We start from the raw sequence: 12,035 nt of genomic DNA on the forward strand, positions 1-12,035 counted from the left end.
TCAGGCGGTGCCCGTTGGACGAGGTGGATGAGGCGATCATCAGCCTTCTCGAGGGCGACGGCCGGCTGACGCACCGCGACATCGCGCAGCACGTGGGGCTGTCGCGATCGGCGGCGGCAGCGCGCACACAGCGCCTGCTCGACGGCGGGCAGGTGGTGGTCCGCGGAGTCGTACATCCCGCCGTGCTCGGTCGGGGCGCGCTGGCCCATGTGAGTGTGATGGTCGACGGGCCGGTGGCGCCGATCGCGACAGCGCTGGCGCAACGCGTCGACGTTGCGTTCCTGTCGCTGACGAGCGGTGCGTACGGGTTGATCGCCGAGGTGCGGGTCGGCTCGATCCGCGACATCGACGGCGTGATCGCCGAACTACGCGCCATGACCGGCGTCGTCGGTGTCGACACGCTCACCTATGTCGAGGTGCTGCGCGATGTCGTCGGCCCGGTCGGTGACGTCAGCGTCGAGGTCGACGATGTGGATCTGGCCCTGCTGCGCGCCCTCCAAGATGACGGACGGGCCTCCTACGTGGATCTCGCCGACGCGGTGGGACTTTCACCCGCGGGAGCGCGGCGGCGGGTCGTGCGCTTGGTCGAATCGCAGGTGGTGCGCATCGGTGCCGTGGTCCGGCATTCCGGGCAGGACCGTCAGAGCGCCCTCGGCCTCGGTATCCGGCTGACCGGAGCAGGCGACGAAGTGGTGTCGGCCCTGGTGGGAATGCGGTCGGTCATCTTCGTGGCGCGCACGCTGGGCCGGTTCGATCTGCTGGCCACGGTGCGGGCGTTCTCGGCCGCACAGCTGGTCGAGATCCTCGACGCGGTGCGGGCACTTCCAGGGGTCGGGGTCGTCGAAAGCTGGGTACATCTGGACGTGGTCAAGGAGAGTTATGCCTCCGGCCTGGAGGTGTTGGAATCAGGGTCCGGGTAATCACCCGGGGCCGCCCGGGTTGATGGATACTGCCGGTGTGTCTGCCGATCTGCTCAGCGAGTTGACGCATCTGGTCGCGCTATCGCCACCCAAGTTGGCCGATATCAACGCCGACGTGCGTGAGGTGTGTGCGTCGACGCTGGGGTTGTCGCCCCTGCCTGCGGAGACTCGTGGCGGTTGTGTCGACCCGATGGTGACCGAGTTCGCCGAGCAGTTCAGCATCGACGTCACCGGCATCAACAACGCTCAGCGGGCCGCCTTCGCCGATCTGCTCGGGGCCGACGTATTCACCGTGACGACCATGATCTACGTCGCCGACTTCGTGCCGCGGATGAGGGCCGGGCTCGCCGCCCTTGGCGTGGAATGGCCCGCGGGTCCCGTCGACTGGGACCACGACACCAACCCGGCGGACTACGTGCTGGACACCTTCGTGCCGGCTGTCGGTCGGATGCGCGCATTGGATCCGGTGACTTCCGAGGTCGTGCGGTTGCGCGGGGCCCGCCAGCACAATTGCCGGCTGTGCAAGTCGCTGCGGGAGTCCGCGGCGCTGGAGGCCGGTGCCCGTGAGTCCGACTACGACGCGATCGACGATTTCGAGAACTCCGACCTGTCCGACCGGCACAAGGCCGCATTGCGCTACGTCGACACGCTGATCTGGACTCCGGCTCAGGTGTCCGGCGACGAACTGCGTCAACACTTTTCGCAGGAAGAGGCGGTCGAGTTGACCCTCGACGTGATGCGCAATGCGTGCAACAAGGTCGCTGTCGCGCTGGGAGCCGATGCCGCGCGCGTCGACGAGGGCACCGAGGAGTACCGGCTGGGCGCCGACGGCCAGCCGATCTACCGCTAGCCCAGGTTCAAACCGGTGTAGATCTGGTCGAGCACCGTGGGCAGCAGGGCGTTGGCCGTGGTCCTGCCTTCCGGGGACAGGGTCAGGTTGGTCCAGATCACCAGCGTCACAGCGTTGTCCGGGTCGAACCCGATGAACGAGTTGAACCCAGGCATCTCACCGCCGTGGTAGTACATCGCCGCGTGTGGGCCGAACCGCTGATAGCTGATGCCGTACCCGTACTGCTTGCCGTCGGGATGGTTCGGGTCCTCGGGGCGCAGGCTTTCGCGCCAGCGTTGGGCGAACTGGTCGTCGAACACGCTGCCGGTGACCAGCGCCCGGATCCAGATCGCCAGGTCGTCAGCGGTGGAAATGACCCCACCGGCCGCTGCGGCGTAGGACGGGTTCTGCCGGGTGTATTCGATCGGTTGCAGCGTGCCGGCTTGTGCCGCGGCCACCAGATCGGCCGGGTAGGGCTCATCGACCAACGCGTACAACGTCTTTCCGTACATGTATCCGTGTGCGTAGGGATCCGGCATCGACGTGTCGCCGGCCGCGGGCAACGTGGTGTCATGCATGCCGAGCGGACCGAACAAGCGGCGGTCGAACTGTTCGGCCAGCGGGCTGGCGCCGGCCTTCTCCGCGGTCAGGCCCAGCAGCGCATAGTTGGTGTTGCAGTACTCATAGGCGGTGCCGGGTGGCGCATTCGGTGGATGGGCGAACGCGATGGCCAGCACCTGGGCCGGAGACCAGGCCTTGGCCGGTTCTGCGTCGAGCTGGGCCGCGAGTGCGGGATCGAATGTGTAGCAGTACAGCCCGCTGCGCATCGTCAACAGATCGGCCAGGGTGATGGTGTTGCCGTTGGGCACGTCGAGCACGTACTCCGCAATCGGATTGTCCAACGTGAGCTTGCCGTCCTGGGCCAGCAGCAGGATCAGCGCGGCCGTCATGGTCTTGGTGTTGGAGGCGATCCGGAAGTGGGTGTCGGGTCGCGGAGGTGTCGTCGTCCCCAGTTCGGTGGTCCCGACTTCGGCAGTGAAAGTCCCCTGCGGGGTCTGCAGTTTCACCAGCGCTCCCGGCACCCGCAGTGCGGCGGCCGCGTTCTGCACGATCGTTTGAAAGTGCGCGGCGTCGATGGTTTTGAGGGCAGGCGGTGCCGGCGCCGAACAGGCCACGATGGCCAGTGCCGATGCGACGACGAGGCGCGACGCCTTCATGGCTTCATCGTGCCGCGCCGCGCGCCGGTTTAGGCGAGCAATTCCAGAACACCGTCGACTTCGGCCTCGGTCGTTGCCCACGAGCAGACGAACCGCACGGTGGGCAGCAGCGGATCGGGGCGGTGCACGGAGTATTCGGTCGAGATCGCGGTGTAGGCAGCCGGTGTGAGGTCGACGAAGATCTCGTTGGCCTCTGTAGGCGCGGCCAGTGTCAGGCCGAGTGCCTGCAAACCCGCGCTGAGCCGGGTGGCCATCCGGTTGGCGTGGGCGGCCGTCTGCAGCCACAGCCCGTCACGCAGGATCGCCTCGAACTGGGCGGCGACGAACCGCTGCTTGCTGGCGAGCTGGCCGATCTGCTTCTGCACGAAGTGAATTCCGTCGAACAACTCGGGGCGGCGCACCAGGATCGCGTCGCCCATCAGCATGCCGTTCTTGGTGCCGCCGACGGTGACGATGTCCGCGTCAGCGATGGCGTCGCGAGCAGAGATGTCCAGTGCGGCAATCGCATTTGCGACACGGGAGCCGTCGACGTGGACGAGGAGATCGAGATCGTGGGCGTGGTCGACGAAGTCCTTGATGGCTTGTGGGGTCCACACGCGGCCGTTCTCAGTGGACTGGGTGATGGTCACGATGCGTGGCTGTGAGTGATGGACCGGCCCGCGGCGGGCCACCGCGGTGTCGAGCAGCGCCGGGTCGATCAGGCCGTTGTCGCTGGGCAGCGGTGTCACCGGGGCGCCGGAGAGCCGGACCGGCCCGCCTGCCTCATCGATCAGTGAGTGCGCGATATCGCTGCACAGGATCTCCTGCCACGGCCGCACCGCGGCGGTCAGCGCGATGATGTTGGCCGCCGTGCCGGTGAGCGCGAACAGCACCTCGGCGTCGGGGGAGTCGAACGCGGCCTTGACGGCCTCGGCCGCGCGTCGCGTGGCGTCGTCGTTCCCGTACGACGCGACAGCGCCGGCGTTGGCCTTGACGATCGCGTCGATCATCTTCGGGTGGGCGGGCGCGGCATTGTCGGAGGCGAACGCGTGAGAAGGCACGTCCGCCATGATCCCACCGGCGAGCGCTACTTCGAGGCGACCTTCTTCTTGAGGAACAGCGCAGGCAATACCACCGTGGCCACAGCCGTGACCAGCCAGACCACCACGGTGGCCGCGATCCAGGAACCGATGCCGCTGATGCTGAGGCCACGGGTGAGCACCGAGGCCAGGATCAGTGCGACCAAGGTGGAGATCAGCCCGATTCCGCCCAGGAAGGCCGACGCGTAACGGCTGGCCATCTTGAGGAAGAACGGCGACAGAATGGCCTGTGCGACGGAGAAGATCACCACCGCGGTGATGAAGCCCCACGCTGACACCGAGACGCCCGGGATCAGCCATGCGGCGACCAACAAGCCGAGCGCCGAGGAACCGAGAAAGATCGCTATGCGCAGCAGAAAGCGGATCATGCGGTGAGAGTAACCGCGTCGGGCCTGGCTGTGGCCCCTGATTGACGTCCCGACCCGCGCTGTATGCGACCATATTGCCGCGCAGACGCGTCTGGGGGCGGTAGCTCAGTTGGTTAGAGCCGTGGACTCATAATCCATTGGTCGCGGGTTCGAGCCCCGCCCGCCCTACTTCACCAGCGCTATTACGTCGGTTGATGGTGTTTCGGTAACGGTTTCAGAAAGTCTTAGAACGTTACGAGAAATGTTCCGCGCCGCGTACGCACCCACTGTTTCCCTGGTTGTATCCAATACGGGGCATCGTCACTGTAGTCAGATTTGCCGGGGCAGAAATGGGGGAACGAGAATGCGTTTAGCCGCCACCGTGATCACCATCGCTGCTGCGTGCGTCCTTGTCGCGGGATGTGGTGATTCGTCGGAACCGGCAGCCGAGACAACGGCGACCACACCGATGATCACCTCGTTCCCCCCGACGCCGCTGAGGCAGAAACTGCTGCCCCGCTTGTTGCTTTCGCCCGAGCAGATCAACGCGGCCATGGCCGCGGGGGGAATGGCGGTCACGGGTACCGACTCTCAAATGTCTGATGACAGCGGGACGATGGCGCCTCGTGAATGCCTCGCGGTCGACGGTGCCGTGCAGGCGCCCGTGTATGCCGACAGTGGATTCACCGACGAGCAAGAGATCACGCTGGGGGAGCCGGACGTCCTCGCTCACTACGCCAAGCAGGCTGTGGTTCGATTCGCCGACGCCGACCAGGCCAAGGCCTTCTACAACGCCTCGGTTCAGCAGTGGCCCGCGTGCAAGACCTACACGCACACGCAGACCGGCACGATGTGGGAAATGGGCCCCATCTCCACCGACGGCGGCGTGCTGAGCACGGTGACAACCCAGACCAACGCTCAGGCGGGCGGGTGGGCCTGCGGTCGGGCGTTGACCGCCAACAACAACATCGTGGTCGACGTCAACACGTGCAGTGCCAACCCGGCCGATTCGGCTGTCAAGATCGTCAAGCAGATCTCGGCGCGGATCGACGCACCACCCATCGTTTCCTAGGCGCTCGTCACGGGGCTGTCGGAGTCTTTGCCCTCGCGGACTGCGCGGCGGGTGCTAGACAGGCCTGTATGGCATGGGATTTCAGCACTGAACCGGAGTTCCAGAAGAAGCTCGATTGGGTCAAGCAGTTCTGTGAGGACAAGGTCGAGCCGCTCGACCACGTCTTCCCGTATGCGGTGCGCTCACCCGATCCGGTGGTGAAGTCCTATGTCCGCGAATTGCAGCAGGAGGTCAAGGATCAGGGTCTGTGGGCCATCTTCCTGGACTCCGACCTCGGCGGGCCGGGCTTCGGGCAGCTCAAGCTCGGCTTGCTGAACGAGATCATCGGGCGATATGCCGGGGCGCCGCACATGTTCGGAGCGTCGGCTCCCGACACCGGCAACATGGAGATGCTCGCCGCCTATGGCACCGACGAGCAAAAAGAACGCTGGCTGGTTCCATTGCTCAACCAAGACCTGTTCTCGGCGTACTCGATGACGGAACCGCAGGGCGGTAGCGACCCCAGCCTGTTCAAGACGCACGCCGTGCGGGACGGCGGTGAGTGGGTGATCAACGGCGAGAAATGGTTCACCTCGGCGGGAAGGGTCGCCGACATTCTGTTCGTGATGTGTACCAACGGCATGTTCGTGGTGCCGCGCACGACGCCGGGTGTGGAGATCATGCCCGAGCCGCGAAACCACAACCACATCGTCTACCGCGATGTTCGGGTGCCGCTCGACCACCTGCTCGGTCCGGAGGACGGTGCAAAGGTATTGGCGCAGAGGCGCCTTGGCGGCGGACGGATCCACCACGCCATGCGCACCATCGCCCAATGCAACCTGGCGTTCGACATGATGTGCGAGCGAGCACTCAGCCGGCAGTCCCACGGCAAGCTCATCTCCGAACATCAGATGGTGCAGGAGAAGATCGCCGAGTCCTACGCGATGATCAAGATGCTGCGACTGTTCGTCCTGGAGACAGCGTGGAAGATCGACCAAACCTCGACCCAGGAAGCACGCACCGAGATCGCCGCCGTCAAGTTCACCATGGCGAAGGTGCTGCGTGAGGTGTCGTTCAACGCCCTGCACATTCTGGGTTCGCTTGGCACCACCGATCTCACGCCCATTCAGGCGATGTACGCCGGTGCCCCGACCATGGGCATCGCCGACGGCGTCGACGAGGTGCACAAGGCCACCGTGGCGCGCCGGGTGCTCCGGGACTATCAGCCGCACGAGGGGAATTTCCCGACCGAGTTCATCCCGTACAAGCGCGAAGAAGCCCGTATGAAGATGAAGCCCGTGCTGGCTGCCAGACCCGAGCTGGCCGCTTCCGCCGAGGCCTACCAGAAGTATTTCGAACGCCACCGCTGAAGCGTCAGACCTGAATGGCCGCAAGGGCATCGAAGCGGTCGGTCCGGCTCCGGCGCACGCTCAGAAACCACCGGCCGTGATGGGCGGCAAGCCCATCACGGCCGGTGGTTTCCAGCTGGTCTAATACCAGACTTTTCGTCCGCCGACCGGACGGCCAACGGCTCCGAGAATCCACAAGATGACCCCGATCACCAGCAGAATCCCACCGATGGTGTACAGGATCGATACGCCGGCGAAATAGCCGATCAACAAGAGGATGATGCCGAGCACGATCATGGTCAATCCGTTCGACGAAGGAAACCTCGCGGTCTGTCGCAGTAGGTAATTGCCACATCTGTCGATATTCAAACGTGCGGATGCATCCGCGCAGTTGGCATCCTCGACGATGGCAGATCCGCACCGGCGGACAGTGTTGCTCGGGGCGCGCGATCTTGCGCCCTGCACGTCACGCCGGCGGCGGCGGAGGGGGTGGCGGCGGAGCGGGCGGCGGCAGCGTGATCGGCGGCAGCCCGGGGATCTCGATGACGTTGGGCGGTGGGGGCGGCCCGAGCTCGTTCAGCGTTGGGGGCGGTGGTGGCAGGTCGGGCGGTGGAATGTAGACCGGTGGCGGCACGTACCCGGAGCTGGTGTTGATCGTGACGATCGAGCCGGGAATGGTCCTGCCGCTCGGTGTCGTCCCGACCACCGATCCCTTGGTGGCGTTGTTGTTGACCTGTGCCGTCTTGTCGGCGACTCGGAAGCCGGCGTCCAGCAGGCGCTTACGTGCCTCCTCGACCTTCATCCCGCTGACGCTCGGCACCTCGCCGCCGGGACCGCCGTCGACGTAGCGCGGGTCGGTGGGCGGCAGGGCCACCGGGCCGAAGGAGTCGGCGATGGGACTCATTGCGGCGTACCACGTCAACGCAGGCTCGGTGCCGCCGAACAGGGTGCCGTCGCCACATTTGCGCAACGGGTACGAGCACAGCCCCGACGGTGACGAGGAGTCGTCGAAGATGTAGTTGGCGGCCGCGTACTGGTTGGTGAAGCCGAGGAAACCCGATGACCGGTGGGCCTCGGTGGTGCCGGTCTTACCGGACATCGGTAGCTTCCAGCCGACCGAACTCGCTGCGCCGGCGGCCGTTCCGCTCGAATGGTCCTTGCCCAGCGCGTTGGCCAGAGTGTTGGCAAGGCCCTCCGGCACCGCCTGGTCGCAGGGAACCGTCTGCACACGCACTTCACGGCCGTGCCGGTCGAAGATCTTGTCGATCGGGTTCGGCGGGCACCAGGTGCCGCCCGAGGCCAGAGTGGCCCCCACGTTGGCCAATTCGAGTGCGTTGAGCTCGAACGGCCCGAGGGTGAAGGATCCGATGTTCTGCCGCTTGATGTAGTCGGCGATGCTTTCGTTGGAGTCAGGGTTGTAGTCGCGGGCACTGCCGGGTTCGGCGTAGGACCGCAGCCCCAGCCGGACTGCCATATCCACCGCGCGTGGCACCCCGATCTGTGAGATGAGTTTGGCGAACGCGGTATTGGGCGACTGGGCCAGCGCATCGGTGACAGGCAGCGAGCCGGAGAACGCTCTTGCGTTGCGCACACACCAGGTTTCCCTCGGGCACCCTGGGGTGTCGCTGCTGCCCAGACCCTTGCCCATGAATGTTCCGGGGACGTCGAGTCGGGTATTGATACCCATCCCCATGTCCAGGGCGGCGGCGGTGGTGAAGATCTTGAAGATCGACCCGGCGCCGTCACCCACCAACGAGAACGGCTGTGGCTGCACGGTTTGTCGGGCATCCAGGTCGAGTCCATAGGTGCGGCTGTCGCCCATCGCGATCACCCGATGGTTGTCCTTGCCCGGGGTGATCACGTTCATCACGCTCGCGACTCCGGCCGCGTTGGGGTTGGCGTACTTTTGCAGTGCCGCGGTAACGCTGTCCTGAACCTTGGGGTCCAGTGTGGTGCGGATCAGGTATCCGTTGCGCGCGACGTCTTCCATGGTCAGACCGGCGCGCGCCAGGTATTGCAGCACGTACTCGCAGAAGAAGGCGCGGTTGCCCGCGGCGATGCAGCCTTGCGGCAGCGGATCGGCGTGGGGGAGTACGCCCAGCGGTGCCGCTTTGGCGGCGCGTAGTTCCTCGGCCCGGTCCGGCAGATAGTCGATCAACGTGTCGAGCACCAGGTTGCGTCGTGCCAGGGCGCCGTCCGGGTTTGTGTAGGGATCGAGCGCGCTGGTGGATCGGACCACGCCGGCCAGCAGGGCGGCCTGCGGCCAGGTGAGGTCCGCGGCGTCGACGCCGAAGTAGGTGCGCGCCGCGTCCTGAACTCCGAAGGCGCCGTTGCCGAACGACACGAGATTGAGGTACCGGGCCAAGATCTCGCCTTTGGGCAGCGTCTTGTCCATCGCCAGCGCGATGCGGATCTCGCGCAGTTTGCGGGCGGGGCTGACCTCGACGGCGGCCCGGCGCTCGGCGTCGGTCTTCGCCTTGACCAGCAGGTTGTAGTTCTTGACGTACTGCTGCTCGAGGGTCGACCCGCCGCGGACGTCTTCGATGCCACGCATGTAGCCGAGCAGTCCGTTGAGCGTTCCCTGGACGTCCACCCCGTTGTGCTCGACGAAACGCTTGTCCTCCACCGACACGATCGCCAGCTTCATGGTGTCGGCGATCCGGTCGCTGGGCACCACCCACCGGCGCTGCTCGTACAGCCACGCGATCGGTTGGCCGGAGGAATCCACCATGGTGGTCACGACCGGCGCGTCGCCTTCGAGCACTTGCGCCGAATCCTGTGCCACCGTGTCGGACAGCCGTGCGGTCATGATTCCCACACCGCCGACCACAGGGAACATCAACACTGCCGCCAGCAATCCGGCCAGCACACAGTGCATGGCCAGCTTGGCAACTGTAGACCGCGAACCCTCTGGCGGGCCGGACATGCTCTCTAGCGTAAGGGGGACAACAGTGGTCCATGGGTAGATCACACGCAACACGTTGGCTACGTTGTGATTTCAGAACGCTTCAACATCCGTCCTGTTGGGCTGTTGGCGGACGCTGTCGGCCGTGGCCGGCGCTGCGACGCTCCGGTGCGCAACCTGCGCGAAAGGGCGTCGCTAACGATCCCCGCGACTGCAATTGGGATTCGCCGGCTTGGCCGCCCAGGTGCAGACGTCGATGTAGGTGGTGTCGGCGTACCCACCACCGTCGAACACCCCGTACGCGTCGCCGTGGGTTCCGGTGTACGTGGCTCCGCCACCTCCGCCACCGCTCGAGCTGATGATCGTGGTGAGGGCCCATCCCTTGCCCTGCAGCGCGTTCTTGTACGCGGTCATCACGTCACCCGGTGACCCGTTCACCTGGTAGTGCAGGTGGATACCGCCGTCGGCGATGTCATCGGGGCCCTTGGTCTGCTGCACGTCTGCCGGCGTCGGCAAGAGCGACGCCAACGCCTCACCGCCGCCCGCCGCGGTCGTGGCGGTGGTGGTCGTCGTGGTGGCGTCGGCCTTCTCGGTCACCGGGCCGCACGCCGTGGCGGCCAGGCCGATCGCCAGAGCGCCGATAAGGCAGGTTGCAGTGTTCTTCGTCATCGGCCTCCCCGTTCGTCTTGCCGCACGGTACCAATGTGAGCAAATGCGGTTGCACGATATTGACGCGACAAATACCAGGTGGTTCCTATCGCAAACACACATCGTGCCGTTTGCCGCAACCGCGGGCTCTGCTAGCCCGGCTATCTGTTTGATTGCCGTTACATTGGTGTGCCCCGCAGGCGAGCGCGGCACATTCTCACAGCTGCCGCCTGGCAAAGACCAAGCCACGCCATAGCGTGCGATTTGTGACTGTGTCGTGTCCCAAATGTGACCGCTGCAGACCAGTGTGTCCAAAGTGACTCAAGTGCAACAAATGCACTCACGTCAGAGCGGGGAGGCCACCATGTCTGCGACCACCACACTGGGCCGGCTACTTGGGTACGCGGCGCTGAGTGCCGCCGGCGCGCTGGCGGTCCTGACCGCGAGCAACGGGTTGGCGGGAGCTGCGCCGCGGACGCCGCTGCCCACCGACGACCAGGCGCCCGCGGTGCCGTTCGATCCAGGCGCGTTGGTCAGCGCCATCGACAACTACGCATCGCTGCTGTCGATTCTGACCGGAGGTCAGCGCGCACAGCCGGTTCTCGGCGGGCCGGTCGGCACGGTGCAACAACCACCCGCCATCGTTCAACAACCGACCGGCGCCTACCCGATGATCCCCGGGGTGCCCATGCTCCCCGGCGAACCGTGAACCCCATGTCCCCGAAACCCGTGTATCCCACACAGCAGAGAACAATCGATCAGCGGAACGGAGCGAATCGCCGTGTACATCAGTCGAACAGTTGACATGCGAACCGCGCGGATCGCCCTCTCGCTGATCCGGTGCCCCATCAAGAGCCGGCGTTATCCCGCCAGCCAGGAGCGGCTGGTCACGCCGCAGGAAGCCGAGCTGCTTGCACGGTAGTCAGTTCACGATCCGCTTGTTGGCGGCGTCGGCGCGGGCGCCGCGGAAGGCGAGCCCGTGACGACCGTGAACGGCAGCTCGGTCCGGCCGAGCTGGACGAGCGGCTCGGGGGTCACCGCTACCGCCTGCACGCTGCCCTTGCCCGCGGTCATCGACTTGTCCAGGGCGACCCGGTATTTCAGGCTCCGGTTCGCGCCCTTGGGCAGTGCCTGGACGTTGGTGAACAGCGCGAGATAGTCCATGCCCGTGGTGATTCCCGGATGCTCCAGCGCGATCCACGTGTCGGTGGCCGGGTCGAAGCGTTCGATGGTTCCTGCGGGTACCCCGTTGGGGGAGGTGGCGCAACTGCACCGGGCGAGGACCACCACCACGCCCACCCGGGGGTAGTCGACGGCGGAGTTGTTGCACAGCTCGACCTCTACCTCGGCCGGTGCCGCGCCCGGAATGATCGTCGCGGTGGGCAAGCCCGTCAGCGCCACCGTGATCCGGCCGATCGGCGGAACCGGTTCCAGGGTCTCGGCGCTGGGGATCGGGGCGGATTCGGGGTTGACCTCGCACCTGCCGGCCGGGGCGGGCGTCGCCGGTGCCGTGACCACAGCGGTGCCGAGAGTGGGTGTCGTGGGGCCCGTCCCGGTGACGCCGGCGGTACACGCGGCCACGGCGACTGTGGTGAAGGCCCACGCGGTCAACGTAACCGTCCTTGACCGTCGGCGGCGTGGCAGCGTGGTCATATCGGTGACCTCCGCGGGTTGCGGGGCAGTGAATCCG

Annotated in this window: 13 protein-coding genes and 1 tRNA gene; 6 read left to right on the top strand and 8 right to left on the bottom strand. The window is 65.9% G+C overall.

The window, feature by feature from the left end:
- The first annotated feature begins 14 nt into the window (after nucleotides 1-14).
- Together G6N57_RS17495 and G6N57_RS17500 are read left to right on the top strand one after the other, a co-directional pair.
- Nucleotides 15-920, top strand: a complete 906-nt coding sequence (locus G6N57_RS17495; RefSeq protein WP_077741266.1) for an Lrp/AsnC family transcriptional regulator — start codon at nucleotides 15-17, stop codon at nucleotides 918-920.
- Between the two features lie 22 nt (nucleotides 921-942).
- The gene (locus G6N57_RS17500; RefSeq protein ID WP_077741265.1) at nucleotides 943-1,770 is read left to right on the top strand and encodes a carboxymuconolactone decarboxylase family protein; all 828 of its coding nucleotides are present in this window, start codon (nucleotides 943-945) and stop codon (nucleotides 1,768-1,770) included.
- On the opposite strand, the gene G6N57_RS17505 is transcribed toward G6N57_RS17500, so the two are convergent.
- The 3 genes from G6N57_RS17505 to G6N57_RS17515 are packed head-to-tail and all read right to left on the bottom strand — an operon-like array spanning nucleotide 1,767 to nucleotide 4,413.
- Nucleotides 1,767-2,966, bottom strand: coding sequence for a serine hydrolase domain-containing protein (locus G6N57_RS17505; protein WP_077741264.1), 1,200 nt, complete (start codon nucleotides 2,964-2,966; stop codon nucleotides 1,767-1,769). The genes G6N57_RS17500 and G6N57_RS17505 overlap by 4 nt on opposite strands.
- 29 nt (nucleotides 2,967-2,995) lie before the next feature.
- Complete coding sequence (locus tag G6N57_RS17510) at nucleotides 2,996-4,015, bottom strand: threonine aldolase family protein (RefSeq protein ID WP_097926047.1); 1,020 nt, start codon at nucleotides 4,013-4,015, stop codon at nucleotides 2,996-2,998.
- Nucleotides 4,016-4,032: 17 nt separating this feature from the next.
- Complete coding sequence (locus G6N57_RS17515; protein ID WP_077741263.1) at nucleotides 4,033-4,413, bottom strand: phage holin family protein; 381 nt, start codon at nucleotides 4,411-4,413, stop codon at nucleotides 4,033-4,035.
- 94 nt (nucleotides 4,414-4,507) lie between these two features.
- Between G6N57_RS17515 and G6N57_RS17520 the strand changes: the two genes are divergently transcribed.
- Nucleotides 4,508-4,581 (top strand) — tRNA-Ile (locus tag G6N57_RS17520).
- Nucleotides 4,582-4,722: 141 nt separating this feature from the next.
- Here G6N57_RS17520 and G6N57_RS32070 read toward each other — a convergent pair.
- Nucleotides 4,723-4,971, bottom strand: coding sequence for a hypothetical protein (locus tag G6N57_RS32070; protein WP_163646546.1), 249 nt, complete (start codon nucleotides 4,969-4,971; stop codon nucleotides 4,723-4,725).
- Here G6N57_RS32070 and G6N57_RS17530 point away from each other — a divergent pair.
- Together G6N57_RS17530 and G6N57_RS17535 are read left to right on the top strand one after the other, a co-directional pair.
- A complete protein-coding gene (locus G6N57_RS17530) occupies nucleotides 4,946-5,464 on the top strand; it encodes a sensor domain-containing protein (RefSeq protein ID WP_407665988.1) in 519 nt (172 codons plus the stop codon). The two genes, G6N57_RS32070 and G6N57_RS17530, sit on opposite strands and share 26 nt — an antisense overlap.
- A gap of 68 nt (nucleotides 5,465-5,532) precedes the next feature.
- Nucleotides 5,533-6,813, top strand: coding sequence for an acyl-CoA dehydrogenase family protein (locus G6N57_RS17535; RefSeq protein ID WP_077741261.1), 1,281 nt, complete (start codon nucleotides 5,533-5,535; stop codon nucleotides 6,811-6,813).
- A 120-nt stretch (nucleotides 6,814-6,933) separates the two neighbouring features.
- Here G6N57_RS17535 and G6N57_RS31705 read toward each other — a convergent pair whose 3' ends face one another.
- The 3 genes from G6N57_RS31705 to G6N57_RS17545 form a co-directional block, all read right to left on the bottom strand.
- Nucleotides 6,934-7,089, bottom strand: a complete 156-nt coding sequence (locus G6N57_RS31705; RefSeq protein ID WP_097926046.1) for a hypothetical protein — start codon at nucleotides 7,087-7,089, stop codon at nucleotides 6,934-6,936.
- Between the two features lie 169 nt (nucleotides 7,090-7,258).
- Nucleotides 7,259-9,718 carry a transglycosylase/D,D-transpeptidase PonA2 gene (gene ponA2 / locus G6N57_RS17540; RefSeq protein WP_077741260.1) on the bottom strand — a complete coding sequence of 820 codons (2,460 nt, stop codon included), beginning with the start codon at nucleotides 9,716-9,718 and terminating at the stop codon, nucleotides 7,259-7,261.
- Between the two features lie 174 nt (nucleotides 9,719-9,892).
- On the bottom strand, nucleotides 9,893-10,366 hold the full coding sequence (locus G6N57_RS17545) for a hypothetical protein (protein WP_077741259.1): 474 nt from the start codon (nucleotides 10,364-10,366) through the stop codon (nucleotides 9,893-9,895).
- 343 nt (nucleotides 10,367-10,709) lie between these two features.
- Here G6N57_RS17545 and G6N57_RS17550 point away from each other — a divergent pair, with 343 nt between their 5' ends.
- The gene (locus G6N57_RS17550) at nucleotides 10,710-11,054 is read left to right on the top strand and encodes a hypothetical protein (protein WP_077741258.1); all 345 of its coding nucleotides are present in this window, start codon (nucleotides 10,710-10,712) and stop codon (nucleotides 11,052-11,054) included.
- Nucleotides 11,055-11,272: 218 nt separating this feature from the next.
- On the opposite strand, the gene G6N57_RS17555 is transcribed toward G6N57_RS17550, so the two are convergent.
- The gene (locus G6N57_RS17555; protein ID WP_077741257.1) at nucleotides 11,273-11,956 is read right to left on the bottom strand and encodes a hypothetical protein; all 684 of its coding nucleotides are present in this window, start codon (nucleotides 11,954-11,956) and stop codon (nucleotides 11,273-11,275) included.
- Nucleotides 11,957-12,035: the final 79 nt, after the last annotated feature.

Source organism: Mycolicibacterium boenickei (assembly GCF_010731295.1).
GTDB classification, from domain to species: domain Bacteria; phylum Actinomycetota; class Actinomycetes; order Mycobacteriales; family Mycobacteriaceae; genus Mycobacterium; species Mycobacterium boenickei.